The sequence below is a fragment of the uncultured Brachyspira sp. genome (assembly GCF_944393015.1).
Taxonomy (GTDB): domain Bacteria; phylum Spirochaetota; class Brachyspiria; order Brachyspirales; family Brachyspiraceae; genus Brachyspira.
Genome location: NZ_CALXYQ010000001.1, coordinates 36609 through 55819, shown reverse-complemented (window position 1 = coordinate 55819; position 19211 = coordinate 36609). Strand labels below are relative to the sequence as shown.

At 27.8% G+C, this 19211-nt stretch carries 13 protein-coding genes; 8 read left to right on the top strand and 5 right to left on the bottom strand.

Annotated features, from left to right (window positions below; all coding sequences use genetic code 11):
• Positions 1-24 precede the first annotated feature (24 nt).
• The 3 genes from Q0K19_RS00235 (at position 25) to Q0K19_RS00225 (ending at position 4101) form a co-directional block, all read left to right on the top strand.
• Positions 25-1608, top strand: coding sequence for an alpha-glucoside-specific PTS transporter subunit IIBC (locus Q0K19_RS00235; protein ID WP_297244490.1), 1584 nt, complete (start codon positions 25-27; stop codon positions 1606-1608).
• A gap of 36 nt (positions 1609-1644) precedes the next feature.
• Entirely contained in the window at positions 1645-2970 is a 1326-nt protein-coding gene (locus Q0K19_RS00230) for a 6-phospho-alpha-glucosidase (RefSeq protein ID WP_297244488.1), read from the top strand.
• 540 nt (positions 2971-3510) lie between these two features.
• Positions 3511-4101, top strand: coding sequence for a phosphatase PAP2 family protein (locus tag Q0K19_RS00225; RefSeq protein WP_297244486.1), 591 nt, complete (start codon positions 3511-3513; stop codon positions 4099-4101).
• A gap of 61 nt (positions 4102-4162) precedes the next feature.
• On the opposite strand, the gene Q0K19_RS00220 is transcribed toward Q0K19_RS00225, so the two are convergent.
• On the bottom strand, positions 4163-5833 hold the full coding sequence (locus tag Q0K19_RS00220; RefSeq protein WP_297244484.1) for a vWA domain-containing protein: 1671 nt from the start codon (positions 5831-5833) through the stop codon (positions 4163-4165).
• Positions 5834-5947: 114 nt separating this feature from the next.
• Entirely contained in the window at positions 5948-6634 is a 687-nt protein-coding gene (locus Q0K19_RS00215; protein ID WP_297244482.1) for a hypothetical protein, read from the bottom strand.
• Between the two features lie 214 nt (positions 6635-6848).
• Between Q0K19_RS00215 and Q0K19_RS00210 the strand changes: the two genes are divergently transcribed.
• Positions 6849-7469, top strand: a complete 621-nt coding sequence (locus Q0K19_RS00210; protein WP_297244480.1) for a class I SAM-dependent methyltransferase — start codon at positions 6849-6851, stop codon at positions 7467-7469.
• 85 nt (positions 7470-7554) lie between these two features.
• Here Q0K19_RS00210 and Q0K19_RS00205 read toward each other — a convergent pair whose 3' ends face one another.
• Complete coding sequence (locus tag Q0K19_RS00205; RefSeq protein WP_297244478.1) at positions 7555-8886, bottom strand: glucose-6-phosphate isomerase; 1332 nt, start codon at positions 8884-8886, stop codon at positions 7555-7557.
• A 100-nt stretch (positions 8887-8986) separates the two neighbouring features.
• Here Q0K19_RS00205 and dcd point away from each other — a divergent pair, with 100 nt between their 5' ends.
• Positions 8987-9505 carry a dCTP deaminase gene (gene dcd / locus Q0K19_RS00200; protein WP_297244476.1) on the top strand — a complete coding sequence of 173 codons (519 nt, stop codon included), beginning with the start codon at positions 8987-8989 and terminating at the stop codon, positions 9503-9505.
• Positions 9506-10172: 667 nt separating this feature from the next.
• On the opposite strand, the gene Q0K19_RS00195 is transcribed toward dcd, so the two are convergent.
• On the bottom strand, positions 10173-10496 hold the full coding sequence (locus Q0K19_RS00195; RefSeq protein WP_008723089.1) for a cupin domain-containing protein: 324 nt from the start codon (positions 10494-10496) through the stop codon (positions 10173-10175).
• Between the two features lie 88 nt (positions 10497-10584).
• Positions 10585-13248, bottom strand: a complete 2664-nt coding sequence (mutS, locus tag Q0K19_RS00190; RefSeq protein WP_297244466.1) for a DNA mismatch repair protein MutS — start codon at positions 13246-13248, stop codon at positions 10585-10587.
• A gap of 845 nt (positions 13249-14093) precedes the next feature.
• Between mutS and murJ the strand changes: the two genes are divergently transcribed.
• The 3 genes from murJ (at position 14094) to Q0K19_RS00175 (ending at position 19190) form a co-directional block, all read left to right on the top strand.
• The gene (gene murJ, locus Q0K19_RS00185; RefSeq protein WP_297244464.1) at positions 14094-15707 is read left to right on the top strand and encodes a murein biosynthesis integral membrane protein MurJ; all 1614 of its coding nucleotides are present in this window, start codon (positions 14094-14096) and stop codon (positions 15705-15707) included.
• Positions 15708-15786: 79 nt separating this feature from the next.
• Complete coding sequence (locus tag Q0K19_RS00180) at positions 15787-18681, top strand: methyl-accepting chemotaxis protein (protein WP_297244462.1); 2895 nt, start codon at positions 15787-15789, stop codon at positions 18679-18681.
• 125 nt (positions 18682-18806) lie between these two features.
• Complete coding sequence (locus Q0K19_RS00175) at positions 18807-19190, top strand: rod-binding protein (RefSeq protein WP_297244460.1); 384 nt, start codon at positions 18807-18809, stop codon at positions 19188-19190.
• Positions 19191-19211: the final 21 nt, after the last annotated feature.

Here is a 19211-nt window from a genome sequence, read left to right as displayed (position 1 = left end):
AATTTAAAATGAGGGGGATATAAAATGTTTGCCAATATTGATTTAAGGGCTAGTTTCCAAAAATTTGGGGCGGCCATGTTTGTACCGGTATTACTTTTTTCGTTTTCCGGTTTAGTTGTAGGATTAACTATTATTTTTAAGGATCAGTCTATAGTAGGTAATTTGGCTAATCCTGATGGAACATTCTACAAGTTAGTATTTATAATAGAAGAAGGTGCTTGGACTATATTCAGAAATATGCCTTTATTTTTCTGTTTAGGTATTCCTATAGGTCTTTCAAAAATGGCGCCTGAAAGAGCAATATTAGCAACTTTGATATGTTACTTATCATATAATTATTTTATAGCTGCTATACTTAAATTTTGGGGTCCTCAGTTTGGAGTTGATTTCACTCAGGAAGCAGGCGGAGTAAGCGGTTTAGCTTTAATAGCAGGTATTAAAACATTAGATACAAGCATAATAGGTGCTATATTTATAGGAGTAGTTATTACTATTATTCATAATAGATTCTATGAAACAAAACTTCCTGATTATTTGGGAGTATTCCAAGGAACATCTTTTGTACATATTATAGGTTTCTTTGTTGTATTGGTTTTAGCATTCTTAACATGTTTGATATGGCCTAAAATACAGGCTTTGATAGCTTCAATGCAGAGCTTCTTAGCCAGTGCAGGCGGAGCAGGAGTATTTATATATACTTTTTTAGAAAGAATATTAATACCTACAGGACTTCACCATTTCATTTATGGACCTTTTATTTACGGGCCAGCTGTTGTACCTGAAGGTATAGAACCTTATTGGATAAAACATGTTGCTGAATTTTCAAATATGGTTGAGCCTCTTAAACAATTATTCCCTGAAGGCGGATTTGCTTTGCATGGAAACTCTAAAGTATTCGGAGCTCCCGGACTTGCTTTAGCAATTTATTTCTGTGCTAATAAAGAGAATCGTGAAAGAATGGCTGCTTTACTTATACCTGTAACATTAACATCAATACTTGTAGGTATTACTGAACCTTTAGAGTTTACATTCTTATTTATATCTCCTTTCTTATTTTTAGTGCATTCTATTTTGGCTGCTAGTTTAGCTACAGTATTATATGTAGTTGGAGGCGTAGTAGGAAACTATGGATCAGGATTAATAGCTTTCATAACGCAAAACTGGATATTTGCTATGAAAAATCATTCATCTATGGTTATAGCAAATATTGTTATAGGGCTTATATTTACTGGTATATGGTTTGTTGTATTTAGATTTTTAATATTGAAATTTAATATTCCTACTCCGGGAAGAGGAGACAGCAAAACTAAACTATATACCAAAAAAGATTATAAAGAAAGAGAAGCTAAAAAATCAAGTTTTGATGAGCAGGCTGCTATTTATTTAGAGGCATTGGGCGGAAGAAATAATATAGAGCATGTTACTAATTGTGCTACTAGATTGAGAGTAACAGTTAAAGATGTGAATCTTGTAAAAGATGTAGATGCATTCAAAGAAGGCGGTGCTCATGGACTTGTTAAAAAAGGAAATGCTATACAAATAATAGTAGGTTTATCAGTTCCTCAAGTAAAAGCTAAATTTGAAGAACTTTTAAAAACTAGTGAATAATAATAATATTTAATAAATTTTTTAAGGAGTAATAAAATGAAAAAACATTCAGTTGTTATAGCCGGAGGCGGAAGTACTTTTACGCCAGAAATTATTTTAATGCTTTTAAGTGAAGAAGGAAGATTTCCTTTATCAGAATTGAAATTATATGATAATGATGCAGAAAGACAGGCTATAGTTGGAAATGCTTGTGCTATCATCATGAAAGAGAGAGCTCCTCATGTAAAATTTTCTTTCACAACAGATCCTAAAGAGGCTTTCACTGGAGTTGATTTTGTTATGGCTCATATAAGAGTTGGTAAATATGAAATGCGTTCTTTAGATGAAAAAATACCTCTTAAATACGGATGCGTAGGACAGGAAACTTGCGGTGCCGGCGGTATGGCTTATGGTATGCGTTCTATAGGAGGAGTTTTAGATCTTATAGATTATATGGAAAAATATTCTCCTAATGCTTGGATGCTTAACTATTCTAACCCTGCTGCTATAGTTGCTGAAGCTTGCAGAAGATTAAAACCTAATTCTAAAGTTTTAAATATCTGTGATATGCCTGTTGGTATAGAAGATATCATGGCATCTATATGCGGTTTGAAATCAAGAAAAGAAATGCAAGTAAGATACTTCGGTTTGAACCATTTTGGTTGGTGGACTAGTATAATAGAAAAAAGCACAGGCAGAGATTTAATGCCTATATTAAAAGAATTCGTTTCTAAAAACGGATACTTACATCCATCTATGGAAGGACATGTAGATGCTGATTGGCATTCTACTTATGAAAAAGCTAGAGATGTTTTAGCTGTTTCTCCAAACTTTATGCCTAATACTTATTTCAAATATTATTTATTCCCTGATTATGTAGTAAGCCATTCAGATATTAATTATACTAGAACTGATATGGTTAGAGACGGCAGAGAGAAAAGAGTATTTGGAGAATGCAGAAGAATAACAGAGGCAGGTACTGCTAAAGATTCTACATTTGAAGTAGGAGGACATGCTACTTATATAGTAGATTTAGCTTGTGCTATAAGCAATAATACAGGAGAAAGAATGTTATTAATAGTTCCTAATAATGGTTCTATAATAAACTTTGATCCTACTGCAATGGTTGAAATACCTTGTATAGTTGGCTGCAATGGCCCTGAGCCTTTGGTAATGGGAGAGATTCCTAGATTCAATAAAGGATTAATGGAACAGCAAGTAGCTGTAGAAAAATTAGTTGTTGATGCTTGGATAGAAGGTTCATATTTGAAAATGTGGCAGGCTATCAGTATGTCAAGAACTGTTCCTAGTGTTGAAGTTGCTAAGAAAATATTAGATGAGTTAATAGAAGCTAATAAAAAATATTGGCCTGAATTAAAATAATTATTTTTTAATAATTATATGATATTAGAATAGGGAAGGGGAAATTATTACTCCTTTCCTATTTTTTATATATACTGAAAATTTTTAAGTTTGTCAATTTTTTACTGTTCTTTTTCCCGCCGCACGCCACAGGCGGACTTCGTCAAAGAACCAAAAAGTGCAAGTGTAAAAATTAGTACTAAATCATATTAAAATTGTCTTATATGTAAGGTAATTCATTAAATTTAAGATAAAATATAGCCTTTCGCGAAGCGTATCCGAGCCTGTCGAGGATATAGCTTCTTTGTGGCAATACCATACCTACACTTACAGTGGACTTCGTCAGGTACTCCTTTCAGTCGCAGGTACTTCCTTCAGTCGCAAAAGAAGTGGGGGTGTTACGAAGTACGCAGAGCGGTGGGGCTAGTCCCCACAAATAATAAAAATAATAAAATAATTTTTGACAAAATATAGTTATTTAGGTATACTCTATTACTAAAAAATTTATTACATATTTATAATATAATTGTTTTATTAAAAAATTAATTATAGGAATAGTAAATGCAGATAATAAATATATTCGATAAAACTATAATAGAATTTGCTCATAGTTTACATAATAATTATCAAATATTAGATTTGTTTTTTTCATCTATAACATATTTAGGAGAATCAATTCCTTTGATAGTATTTACAATTATATTAATATTCATAAAAAGGACTAGAGTCTGCGGTATTAATATGGCTGTAAGTTTATTCATATCTATATTGCTAGGAGCTATTATATTAAAACCATTAATAGCAAGAGAACGTCCTTTTACAGATCCCGTTTATAATGAATATTGGATTGCTGTTGGAAAGCATCTTGAAACTTCATTTTCATGTCCTTCCTCACATACTACTGCATCATTTGCTGTGCTTTTTCCTATTTTTCTTTATTTTAATAAGAAATATAGTTTTATAGCTGTATTGATTGCAGCATTAATAGGCTTTTCAAGAATTTATTTAGTAGTTCATTATCCTAGCGATGTAGTATTTGGGGCATTCATTGGGATAAGCGTATCTTGTTTAACTTATTTTATTTTTAAGAGATTGAATATTGAATACAGATTAAATCAAATTCCAATCATAAATAAATTCGATAACCCATAAATATAATAAAAGCCCAAACCTTATTTGGTAAGGGCTTTTCATTCATTATTATCAACATATATTAGAAATTAAAGAAGTATAAATAATCATCAGAAAGATCTTCTTCTTCCTCTATTTCTGAAGCTAATATAAATTCTACAGTAACATTTTTTTCTTTAGCTGTAGATAAATTCAAATCCAAATTAGCTCTTCCAATAACTTTAGCAGGTGCATCTGTAAGAACTATTATCAATCTTTTCTGATTAATATAATCAAATGTTTCTAATGCTTCCTGCAAAGCTTCATACATAGGTTCTGCTTTATCTCCGCCTCCTGCTGCATAGAAATAATTAACTTCTCTATTTATAAAGTTAATATTATCGCTGAAGTCTATTTTTTTTGTAAGATAAGTATCTTTAACATCTCTGTAAAGCAAAAAACCTACTCTTGAATATTTATGATTATCGAATAATTCTGTAATCATACCTCTTATATCTCTTTTTATGGTTTTCAAATAAGGATGCATACTTTCTGTTGTATCTAGCACTACAACTAAATCGATACTTCCTTCATCTTTGTATCTTTTAATAATGCTTTTAACTTTATCGCTCAATTCTTCTTTATCTTTTACATAATTATTAGGAGTATTGAATGATTTACTAGCATTATTTAAATTATCCATAGCTTCCAAGTTATAATTGAAATTTTCTTTTACTTCAGGTTCTTCTATAGCTTTTTCTTCTTCTACAGGTTTTTCAACAATATTAGCAGAAGATAAAATTTTTATCTCATTATTTTCTTTTTGAGGCTGAGCATCTTTTTTTACTATTATGGTATTTGTAGAAGTTTCTATCACTCTATCTCTAGGTCTTATTTGTACAGGGCCTTCATTTCCTCCGCTAGGCATTTGAGGAGGTACTGCTTCCTTTTGTACATTTGTAGTTTCTATAACATAATCTATAGGATAAGTAAAGCTTTCACCCTGAGTATTAAATACATTGAAAGATAAATATCTATCCTCAGGCAGCTGTTTAAAATATGCTTTTATATAAAGTTTTTTACCCAATGATCTATTAAAAGTATCTTCTAATACAATACCGCTGCTGTCATAATTTCCGGTATTTCCATAAGAAGTATCTATTAATTTATATGATGTATTTGTTCTTCCTTCTCTTACATAAAATGCATATTCTCCGTTATCGCCTCCGGAGTAGTATAGATAAAATGCATATAGATCGCCTTCTTTTTCAACATTTCTAAGTGTTATAGTAGGTGTTGAAATTTCAGCATTATTTGCCTTTAATATTATTTCATTATTTATTAAAATCTCATTGTTGATATTATAGGCCTCTAAAATTAGAGTAATATTATCCCTTAAAGTAAATGAAGAATTATTGTTTCTTCTATCCAAATATACATTTTGCGGAATAAATACTTTAAATACTTCCCCAAGTTTATAATGATAATCGCTTTCTCTTATTCTGACTATAGAGTTAGTATTGCCGCTATTATCAATATAAAGATAAGAATTAAAACCGTCTTGTCCTTTTAATTGTATTCTATATCCGTATACATTCGGCTTTTTCTTTAAATAAAGCTGATATCCATTTATAAACTTTACTATTTCTATATCGTTAGTAGTAATTTCTAAAGAATAGGTATTTACGGCGATTTGACCATATAAATTTTCTAAAGTAGAAATGAATACTACCGATAAAATAACAAACAAATATTTATATCTTATGTTTCTCATGTTGATACCTCTTACAGATTATTATCGGTTAAGGATATCATAAATCTGCATTGTTATGTTAATTGACTATAATATTTTTAATAATGAGTTTACATAACTTCTGAATTCTTAATATCATAAAATATTTTTTACTTCAATGACTTCGCTTGATTCTGTAAAATTATTTATTGTTAGTAATTTTATTGAATGAGTTCCATCATTAAGTTCTGCATGAGCTATAAAATAATAATTGATTCCTTTTACAACTTGGCTTGCAGCATAAAGTTCTGGAGTATATTTTATATCTTTAATATCTTTAACAGCATTTTTAAATATTTTAATAATATCATTAGCTTCTTTAGAATTTGATATATTAATTTTAGCTTCATCGGATGATGTGCATACTATTCCGCCGACACTGCTCTGACTGCTTTCTATTATCTTTTCTAATTTTACTATAGATATTTCATTTGAAGGAGATACATTGCATATAATAATTTCATAATAAGGCAATGCTGAAGGATATGTTATTTCGCTTCGGCATATAAAAGCATAATTTATACCATTAACTGTTTGATTTCCTAAATAAAGCATTAATTCTCTTTTTACGCCTAATAAATTCTTTACAGTATTATCAAAAATTGTTTTTATATTTTCATCTACTTCATTTATTTGTTTAGGATTAATATCCCATTCTCCTGTTTTTATCATTTTTTGTGCATTTTGCTGTGAATTATTATTTTGTTTTTCTGATTGATTAGAGCATGATATTATTGATATAAAAGATATCACAATAGTAAAGAGTATTAATATTTTTTTCATAATGTTTTCCTTTAAAAATTATTGCTATATAAAACAGTTTATACAATAAATAGAAATAAATACAATCTAAAAATAATATGAAATCATGTGTTTTTTTCAAAATAATTTATATTTACATAATTGAATATATGAAAATATTAGTGAAAATTTATTATTGATTTAATTATTTTAAATGTTAGAATATACTAACATTATTCATGTATGGAAAATATTTATGAAAGATTATGAAAAATTATCAAAAGAACATTTCAATAGGCAAGCTAGTATTTATGATGAAAAAGATACTATTTATTATTCTAAATACGGAAAAATAAGCTGCAATTATGTGTCAGAATATTTAAAAAATATAGATTATAATAAACTTCTAGATATAGGCTCTGGAACAGGTTATTTAATAAATATGCTAAAAGATAAAGAAATGGCAGAATTTTATGGACTTGATTTATCAGAAGAGATGATAAAGATTGCAAAATCTAAAAATATTGAGAATGCTCAATTTATTTTGGGCAGTGCCAATAAACTTCCTTTTGATGATGATGCTTTTGATATAGTAACATGTATACAAAGTTTTCATCATTATCCATATCCTAATGAGGCTATGAGAGAGGCTTATCGAGTTCTCAAAAAAGGAGGACTTTATATATTATCAGATACAGGAGTTGGCGGAATTGCAGCTTGGATAGACAATCATATTTTATTTAAGATAATGAAAAGCGGAGATTGTCATACAGAAAACAAAGAAGGTATATCTAAACTAATGATAAAAAACGGATTTAAAGTAATAGATAAAAAACAAATAAAAGGTTTTATATATTCTGTTGTAGGACAAAAATAATAGATATATAAAAAATTAAAGCTGATAATAAATTTTATTTACAATTTACTATCAGCCTTATTAATAATATTATAATCAATAATAATTATTTTTCTAATCTAGCTCTTAAAGTTTTACCCATTTCTTCATAACCTTTTTTACCAAGCATAGCAAACATATTTTTCTTGTATGCTTCTACACCGGGCTGATCGAATGGATTAACTCCAAGTATATGTCCAGATATTCCGCATGCTTTTTCAAAGAAGTACAAAAGCTCTCCAATAGTGAATGGAGTAATTTTATCTAAATCTATTATGATATTTGGTACTCCTCCATCAACATGGGCAAGAACTGTAGCTTCTAATGCTGATTTGTTAATTTCATGTAAAGATTTTCCATCTAAATAATTAAGTCCGTCCAAATCAGAATCTTCTTTTTTCATTTTTAAGTCAATATCTTCTTTATCAACTCTTATAACTGTTTCAAATAATCCTCTTTTACCGTCTTGTATGAATTGACCTAAAGAGTGTAAGTCAGTAGAGAAATCAACAGAAGCAGGGAATATACCTTTTTTATCTTTACCTTCACTTTCACCGTATAATTGTTTCCACCATTCAGATACATAATGCATTCTAGGTATATAGTTAACCATTATTTCTGTGCTGAATCCTTTATTATAAAGAGCATTTCTTATCATAGCATATAACATAGAAGGATTTTTCTTATAATCCATTTCTTTAGTTATTTTTGCCATAGAATCAAAGCCTTTAACAAACTCTTCGATATTGATTCCAGCAACAGCTATAGGTATAAGTCCTACAGGAGTGAGAACTGAATATCTTCCGCCTACATCATCAGGTATTACAAAAGTTCTATATTTATTTTCTGTAGATAATGTTTTTAAAGCTCCTTTTGCTTTATCTGTAGTAGCGATTATTCTTTTAGCAGCACCGTCTTTACCATATCTTTTTTCAGCATATTCTTTTAACATTCTGAAAGCTATAGCAGGTTCAGTTGTAGTACCGCTTTTTGATATAACATTAATATAGAAGTCTTTTCCCTCTAAATAATCTAATAAATGTTTGAAATATTCTCCGTTCATATTATGACCGGCATATACAACCTGAGTATTTCCTTTTTTAGCTTGAGAGAAAGGATTCAAAAATGATTCAATTACTGCTTTACCGCCTAAATAAGAACCGCCTATACCAACAGATACTAATACTTCAGCATTTTCTCTTATTTCTTTAGCTAATTCATCGATTTCTTTAACCATTTTCAAAGCTTCAGTTGGTAAATTAACCCAGCCTAAAAAGTCATTTCCGGCACCTTTTTTGTTTTCAAGAAGTTCATTTGCATATTTAGCATGCTCAGCAAGATATTCCAATTCATGCTCTTGTAAAAATCCTAAAACGTTTTTATAATTTATAGATAGCATTTAATAACTCCCTCATTTTATTTTGCTCGATAAATTATACTATAATAATACCGAAAAATAAAGTGAAATAATTTAAAATAAATTGCAGGAAAATAAATAAATGATTTTGTCAGGGCTTGAAATAGAAAAAAATCTCGGTAAAGATATAATAATAGAACCATTCAATAGAAAACAATTAAATTCAAATAGTTATAATGTAAAACTTCATGATAAACTTTTGGTATATAAAGATAATGTTCTTGATATGAAAAAACCAAATGAAGTAGAGGAAATAATAATACCAGAAAGCGGTTATCAATTAAAGCCTAATGAATTATATTTAGGCAGAACTTTAGAATATACTAATACAAAAAAATTTGTTCCTATGATAGAGGGCAGATCATCTATAGGAAGGCTTGGAATATTTATTCATATTACTGCTGGTTTCGGAGATGTAGGATTTGCAGGATACTGGACTTTAGAAATTTTCTGTATAAAGCCTATAATAATATATCCAGGGGTTGAAATAGCTCAGCTTTATTATCATACAATAGACGGAGAATATGAAGAGTATACAAGCAGCAAATACCAGAATAATACTGATGTTCAGCCTAGTATGCTTTATAAAGATTTCAAGTAATTTAGTATTTGTATTAAATTTTTTAATTAATACTTTTATATTAAAAATAATCCATTTCAATTTTTACATTTGAAATATATTTAGTGTATACTGAAAATTTTTAAGTTTGTCAATTTTTTTATTGTTCTTTTTCCCGCCGCAAAAAGAACCAAAAAGTGCAAGTATAAAATTAGTATTAAATCGTACTAAAATTGTATTACATGTAATATAATTAATCAAATTTAAGTTAAAATATAGCCTTTTTGCTTCTTTGTGTCAACAAAAGAAGTGGGGGTTCGGGGGCTAGTCCCCGAAATAATAAAAACATAAAAACTATTTTTTTGACAAATTATAGTTGTTTAGGTATATACTGAAAATTTTTAAGTTTGTCAAATATTCACCATATGGGCTTTCCGCACAGTATTGCAAATTATTATGGATAGCCAACTATACGTGCGGCTGATTACTCACTATTTTACAAAAATTAATAATTTATCTTACATATAAAACATATTTGATCGATATAAAATAATATTTTATTTTATAAAAAAATATTATTTACATTCATAAAAAAGCAAAAATTGACAAAATATAATTGTTTAGGTATATACTGAAAATTTTTAGTGTAATATAATTTTAGATTATTATATTATACAATTATATTTTTTAACTATTAATTTATAAAAGATTAAATAAATACTAAAAGTAAATTAGATATACCGTTTTCAGAAATTCCTATCATGGAATGCACAGAATGCGGTCTTACCCTTATAATATCGCCTTCTTCTAAATCCACGATTTCTTCTTCTACTATATATCTTACTTTACCGCTTAATACTATTACCATTTCTTCGGAAGGATGTTCATGATATGGTATTAATTGATTAGATTTTTGTGCAATGGCATAAACAGTATAGCCTTTATCAGACAAAGTTTCTATCAATCTCTCATCATCTTTTACGCAGTCGAATTCTCTTTCAGTTGTTGATTTGTAGTAATATTGTTCAGTCATTGTACACCTCATTATTATACTATAATTTCGGCTTGCAACCTCTTAAAATTGAATTTATAAAAAAATCAATGAAATTAATATGATATTTTCACATCATGTTCTTCCATTTATTAATTAAATTCATAGCATCAAGAGGTGTTATCGTATTAATATTCAAATCTTTTATTTCTTTTTCTATTTCACTTTCTTTTTCTATTATTTTAGGCTCTTCATAAAGCGGAAGTATATCTTTAGATTTTTGAGTATTTAATTCTATATTTTCTACCTGAACACTTGCATCAGCTTCTAATCTTTTTAATATTTCAGTGGCTCTTTTTATAACTTTATTAGGGGCACCGGCTATTTTTGCTGCATATATACCATAACTGGATTTAGCTGCTCCTTCAGTAACTTTTTTCATGAATATTATTTCATCTTTATATTCTTCAACTAATACTTTATAATTTTTTACACCTTCCAAATCTTCAAGCATAGTAAGTTCATGGTAATGCGTAGCAAATAGAGTTTTAGCTTTTTTATTTTCTTCATGAACTAAATATTCAACTATAGCCCAAGCAATGGAAAGCCCATCATAAGTTGAAGTACCTCTTCCTATTTCATCCATTATAACAAGACTTTTATCCGTACAATGATTTAAAATATATGCTGTTTCATTCATTTCTACTAAAAATGTACTTTCTCCTCTTGCTATATTATCGCTTGCCCCAACGCGTGTAAATATACGGTCAACTATAGAAATTTTAGCACTTGATGCCGGAACGAATGAACCTATTTGAGCAAGAAGCACTATCAAAGCTGTTTGTCTTAAATATGTACTTTTACCGCTCATATTTGGACCTGTGATTATAAGCATATGTTCATTTTTATTGTCTAAATATGTATCATTTGGAATGAAGCTTTCTGTTTTTAGATTAACTTCTACGACTGGGTGTCTTCCGTCTTTTATATCTATTATGCCGTCATCTGTTATTATAGGTTTTATATAATTATCTTCTTTAGCTAAGCATGCAAGCGAAGAATAAACATCTATTATGGAAATTACTCTTGCCATTTTTAATATTGAGTTTAAATATTCATTGGTTTTATTTCTAACTTCAATAAATATATTGTATTCTAAGGCATAACTTTTTTCATTAGCTTCATTTATAATAGTTTCATATTCCATTAATTTACTTGTAGTATATCTTTCGCTTCCTATTAATGTTTGTCTTTTTATAAAATCATTTGGAACTGATGATACATTTGCTTTTGTTACTTCTACATAATAGCCTATAACATTATTGTATCTTATTTTAAGATTATTTATTCCTGTATCTTGTTTATAATTATATTCAAGTTCTGCTATCCAAGACCTGCCTTCTCTTCTTGCTTCATTATATTTTTTTAATGTTTCATCATAATCATCTTTTATAATGTCGCCTTCATTTATAACGACTTTCGGGTCTTCTAATATTGCACGCTCTATCAAATCAGTTATTATTTTGATATCATTAACTTCTTCAAAGTTTACATCTTCAAAGTTATTCATTGCAAGTTCTGTTACAACTTCAAGAGAACCTACTAAAAATCTTTTTAATGATACTAATTCTTTTGGGTTAATCCTTCCTAAAGCCAATTTAGATGCCAGTCTTTCTATATCTCCAATATCCTGAAGCAAATCTCTTATTTTATACATAAACTTTTGATTTTTATAGAAAAACTCTACATTATTAAGTCTTTTATTTATTTCTTCTATATTTAATAATGGTTCTACGATTATTCTTTTTAAATATCTTGCTCCCATAGAAGTTTTTGTTCTGTCTATTGTGTCAAACAATGTCATTTTATTATTATCATTTCTTATAGTTTCTAATATTTCCAAACTTGCTATTGTGGCATAATCCAAAGTCATAGAATCTTTTCTATTATATAGCTTAATATTTGAAATATGCTCAAGAGAAGTTTTTGAAAGCTCCTGTATATAAAATATAGTTGATCCTAATAATGATATTAAAAGAGGTTTTTCTTCTATACCAAAACTTTTTAATGATACTGTTTTAAAATGATTAGTTAAAGTTTTATATGCATAAGAATATTCTGCAGTATAATTTGGGGTAGTGCTGTAAAATACATTATTAAATTTATTTTGAATTTCTTTTATAATAATGCTTTCAGAAACGGATTCTATAGTCATAATCTCTTTAGGAGAGAATCTTATAATTTCTTCTGTAAGTTCATTAATGATTTCTTTTAAAGCTTCATTATGATTTTCTAAATTAGAATTTATTTCTGTGGCATAAAGTTCTCCTGTAGAAATATCGCATATAGATAATGCAGCATTTTTCTCGCTTTTTGATACTATTACAGAAGCTAAATAATTATTGCTTTTTGATTCTAAATATTTATTTTCTGAAATAGTACCCGGAGTTATAACCTGAGTAACCTCTCTTTTTACTATACCTTTTGCAAGTTTTGGATCTTCCATTTGATCGCATATAGCAATCTTCATTCCTGATTTAACTAATCTTGATAAATAATTGTCTATAGCATGATAAGGCACTCCGGCCATAGGCACATTAGCTCTCTTTGTAAGTGTAAGCCCCAATATATCGGACACTACTTTTGCATCATCAAAAAATACTTCGTAAAAATCCCCCATTCTAAAAAGAAGTATACTATCATTATATTTATCTTTTATTTCTTTATACTGCCTCATCATAGGAGTGAGTTTTTGATTTTCTTCTTTTTCGCTTCCAAAAAATGTTTCTTGCATTATAGTTATCCGTTTATAAATTTTTTGATTAGTATAATATATTTTTATTCTTTAATCAAATTTGAATTTTTATTATTATGATATATGTTATTTTCAAATTCTTAAAAGAATATATTTTTTATATGTATAAAATCTAAATCTGTAGTATTTGAGTATTTACTGCAACTGAATAAAGTCTTTTATGATAGCAGTCACTTTTGGAGAAAGCATATAAAAAATTGATAATATATACTTAAAAAACTGTAATTTATTCAAAAATAAAATTATAGTTTGTTTTTATATTTTAGTATTTATATTCCATTATGCATGTTTATGCAATACCATGATTCTTTTTATATTGAAGTAATTATGGTATTGTTATATACAGAGTATGTATTTGTGTATAAGTATATATAGCCAGCAAATTGTAAATGCTATATATTTCAACTTAAATTTAATATTTTATATTACATGTAAAATAAATTTAATGTTGTTTAGTACTAATTTTGTGCTTACACTTTCGGCTGATAACACCATAGATGTATTTCGTTGGCATATTTTGTAATCGACTTTGTATGTTTCTTTCTATGTACACTTGCTAGAAAAATAACAATAAAAAAATTGACAAACTTAAAAATTTTAGTATAAATTCGCTTTTTATTATATGTTTGATATACTGTTATAATTAACAAGATTTTTATGTAAAATTAATAAAATTAAATATTAATTATGTTATGAACTTTTTAAAGTGATAAACGAGCAGCTGATAATTTTAGTTTTCAGTTATCTTTTGCTAGTTTATTGCTAGCAACAATAATAAATTATTATTTTAGTTATAATTTAATAAATATTATAATAGAGGCAATATGTCAGAGAATAAAACAGTAAGTAAAGAAAAGATAGCTAAATCATCATTAAAAATGTCATTGGTAACTACAGTAAGCAGAGTATTCGGGCTTGTAAGAGATCAAATACAGGCAGCTTTGCTTGGTACTACATTCATAGCAGATGCTTTTGCAATAGGATTTATACTTCCTAATCTTTTAAGGCGATTATTTGCTGAAGGTAATATGGTAGCTAGTTTTATACCTGTATTTACTGAACTTGAAAAAGAAAAGGGTATAGAAGAATCAAAGAAATTTTTTAGGGCGGTTTTTACATTATTAGGATTAATACTTATAGTAGTTGTAGGTATTGGAATAATAATATCTCCTTTGCTTGTAAAAATACTTTATAAATCAGCACATAATAATATAGAAGCACTTAATCTGGCATCGGATTTATCAAGAATAATGTTTCCTTATCTTTTATTTATATCTTTGGCGGCTTTGATGCAGGGTGTGCTTAATATAAGAGGCTACTATTCAATATCTGCGGCAAGCCCTATACTTTTAAATACTGTAATTATATCTATGGCTTTGTTTTTTAAATTCTTTCTTCCTAATTTTTTCAATAATATGGCTTATGTATTCGCATTTGCTGTATTGCTTGGAGGATTCGTACAATTTGCCTATCAAATGCCTTTTGTACATAAACAGGGTTTTAGTTTTAAGCCTTATTTTCATTTTAAAGAACCTTATGTTATAAAGATGATAAAATTATTTGCTCCAGGTATTTTCGGTGCCAGCATATATCAGATAAATTTGCTTGTTTCTACTGCATTTGCCGGTGCTATAGGAGAGGGCAGGGTTTCAGCTGTTACTTTTGCTACTAGAATACATGAATTTGTTTTAGGTGTTTTTGCTGTAAGTGTGGCGACTGTTATGCTTCCTACTTTAAGTAAATTAATAGCTGACAATAAAAAAGATGAAGCTGTTGAAAATTTAGGGTATTCATTAAGGCTAGTTGCTTTAGTTACTATTCCAGCTACTTTTGGATTTGTGGTACTTGGCAGAGAAATTGTAAGAATGATATTTGAATACGGTGCTTTTTCTTCAAAATCTACATATTTAGTATCTAGTGCTTTAAGATATTTATCTATATCATTATTCTTTGTGGCAAGCTATAGAATACTTGTACAGTCATTTTATGCTATGAAAGACATGAAAACTCCTGTATATGTAGCATTTTTTACATTTATTATTAATGCTGTTAGTAATTATTTATGTGTTTATATATTTAAATTCGATATTATAGGAATATCTATATCAAGTGTTGTTGCAAATATTGTATCTTTTTGTATACTATATGTATTGCTTATAAAGAGAATGGCAGTGAAATCGATAATAAATAAAAAAATTGAGGTTGTGAAGACATTGGCTGCTAGTTTATTTATGGCTGCTTCTGTCTATGGTATGAAATATTATTTGTTATCTGGTAATGCTGATTCTAGGATATTTTTTATATTAAAAGTATTTATAGTAATATTATTAGGAGTTGTTGTTTATTCTATAATGAACATTATATTAAGAAATGATGATTTTGTTTCCTTTATTAGTATGTTTAAAGGCAGATTATCAAGAAAGTTTCTGAAAAAATAATATATATCATTCTTAATAATAAGAAAAAAGTATCCGATAATTTAAGCAGTAATTTTTTATTTAATATAAGGTTTTTTCTATGAGTCTAAAAAATAAGGTACTTTTATTAGTTATTATAGTTGTAATTTTAGCATTATCACCAACAATTTTTATAAATACTAGAACAAATAGAGAAGCATTATATAATTCTGCTATGAATATTTCGCAGAACTATTTTTATGATGTATCTTCTACTTTTGATAATATATTCACTTCAACGACTGTAGGTACTGTTTCCTTATCAGATATAGCTACAGTATCTTATGATTTATACTCTACAGGAAGTGTTACAGATGTTGCTACTAATTTAAGAAAAATAATATATAGATTCCATAAATCTCAATTAGGTTTGCATCATGTTATAGCAAATGGTATTTATTTTGAACCAGATATCATAAATAATAATCCTTATATGAGAGGACTTTACTCTTTATATTTGTATGATGTAGGCAACACAGGTAATATGCAGCCTAAAATAGAAACAGCTAACGATAATTATAATCAAGAAGAATTTTATTCTTTGGCTCTTCCTGAGAATTGGAATAGAGAAGCTAAAAGACCTAGAACTATTTATTATTCTTCTCCATATTTAAAGAATATTGATAAGCCTCAAAAAGTTATTTCTTTCTCATCTCCTATATATTCAAGTATTAATGATAATCTTATAGGAGTTTCTCTATCAGATGTTTCTTTAGAAATAGTTCATGAGATGTTTACTAATATAGTAAAAACAGGTCCATTCAATACTGTTATATTCGATTCTAGAAATAAAAAGATAGTTTATCATGATAATGCCAATTATATATTAAGTGATTTAAAAGATATAGAATGGATTAACAATGCAATAGATAATACAACATTCTATACTAATACTAGAATAAGAGAGAATTATAAAGTAGGCGATAATACATATACTTTATTTTTCAAACAGTTTGATAATGGTTTTTACAATATATTTATGTATGTTCCTACAAGCTTCTTCTACAATGTATTGGTAACAACTAATAATACAATATTTACTATATTAATAGTTGCTATTATAGTTATAATAGTGGTTTTAAATATTACTATTCCTATATCATTAAAACCTTTAGACAAAATATCTCAGGAATTAGAATCCGGAGTATTTGATAATAATATATTTGTTAATGTAAGTAAGATTCATTCTAGGGACTCTCTTGGAGATTTAAGTACTTGGATAAGAATATTTTTTGATATGGTTCAGCATGTATTCTCAAGCGTATCAAAAACTCTTAAAGTATCAAAAGAGCAAAGTAATGCTTTAAAAGTTAAGATGGTAGATATATCTGAAGCAGCTGGTTCTATGACTGAATCTGTAAGTATGATAATAGATAATATATCATCTCAGCAAACAGAATTTAAACATGTAGAAACTAGTAATTTAGAAATATATAAGATTATAGCTTCTAGCTTGGCTGAATTGATTTCCATTGATGATATGACTAATAATCTTCAAAGTAAGATTGATGATCAGTCTGTAAGTATCAATCAAATTAATTCATTAACTATGACTATGCAAAAAGATATGCAGGAAGTATCTCTTTCAGTTGGTAAGGCTAAAGAAGAATCTGAACATGTTGTATCTTTAGCAGAGGACAGTAAAGAAAAAATAGTAAAAACTGAAAATATTACAAAATCATTAATAACTTCTATAAGAGGTATTACTGACTTCGTAAATTCTACTATTGATATATCTCAGCAGACAAATATGTTAGCGATGAACGCTGCTATTGAGGCTGCACATGCTGGGGAACAAGGTAAAGGATTCGCAGTTGTTGCTGAAGAGATTAGAAAATTAGCTACTACAACAAATTTACAGTCTGAAAAAGCTTGGAAAATATTAAGAGATATAGAAAAAGAAATGAATCAGATTATGTCTAGTATGACAGAAAGAATAGTAACTACAGAAGATATGTTAGTGAAGCTTCAAAATTTTGTTAATACTATGACTAAAGTTAAAAAAGTTGCAGATGAAAAATATGATTCTACAAAAGAGATAAGCGTATCTATAGAAAGTTTGTATGATGCTGTTAAAGAGATTAAAGAACAATATACAAATTTACATGGAAGAATATCTATAGCTAAAGATGATTTAGTAAATCTTTCTGATTTCTCTAAGAAAAATGATGAGGCTATGAAGCTTGTATCACAAAATAGTGATGATATAGTTTCTAAGACTCAGGATATGGGAAATCAAATAGGAAATGTATTTGGTCTTATAAAAGAGATAGAACAGCTTTCTAATGTAGCCAGTGATTCAGTTGATATGTTAGAAAAAGAAATGTCTAATTATGTCATAAAAGATTTTGAAGATGTTATTAAAGAGAAAATAAAAATTATTAATGAAGGCGATAGAGCATACAGCAGACAGGCATTCGTACAAAGTATTTATAGATTTGTTATAGCTACTTTCGGAAAAGATAAATTCCAAACTCTTTTAGATCAAATGCCTGATGAATGTAAAAACATATTTAAAGAAGTGAAAAAGACTAAATTTAGAAAGAAATATCCTTTATCTACATCTTGTTTTATACCTATGACTTCAATAATGGATGAGTTTTATGACGGAGCTAGAGAAGGTATTAGACAAAAAGCTAGATATGATTTTAAAAGATTTAGTTTTATAAAAAAAGTATTCATCAAAATTGCAAAAAAGAATGCTTTGGCAGATGTATTTGTTAACTTTACTAAGAAGATGTTTAAAAATATACATGTAGAAGTAGTTAAAGCAGAGAAGAAGCGTATTATTTACCATCTTCATTATTTCCCTAATTATGATTCTATGATAGAAACTTATTTTGATGAAATAATAAAAAACATATTTAGATTTAAATATCCTAATGGTTCTAAGGTAAAAATGACTAAGTCTATAAGTAAAGGTTATATTTATACTGAATATATAGTAACTTGGTAATCATTGATAAAAATATAAAGTCTGAATCTTTTAATAGGGTTCAGACTTTTTTATTGCTAATATAATTTTAATGATTTCCGATATAATTAATGATATAATTTTATAATTTTACTATAGGAAAGATTATGAATATAACTGATAAATATAATTTAAGTATGGGCAGTGCTAATTTAACTAAATTAGAGAACGCTAAAAAACAATATGGAAATGCTAAATTTTCTATAGATGAAACTCCAACAGAAAATGTAAATAATGCAATATCCAAATATAATAAAGAATTTGAAAAAAAACGTTTAAGACAAGTATCTGAAGACTTTGAAGCTTTGATGATTAATCAAATGCTTAAAGAGATGAGAAAGACTGTTGATAAAAGCGGTTTAATAGATGGAGGTATGGCTGAGCAGATATTTGAGGATATGCTTTATGATGAATATGCAAAAGAATTCTCAAAAACAAAAACTTTCGGTCTTGCTGATATTATATATAATCAAATGGAAAAATATGTATAATATAGTTTTAATTTAAAAACA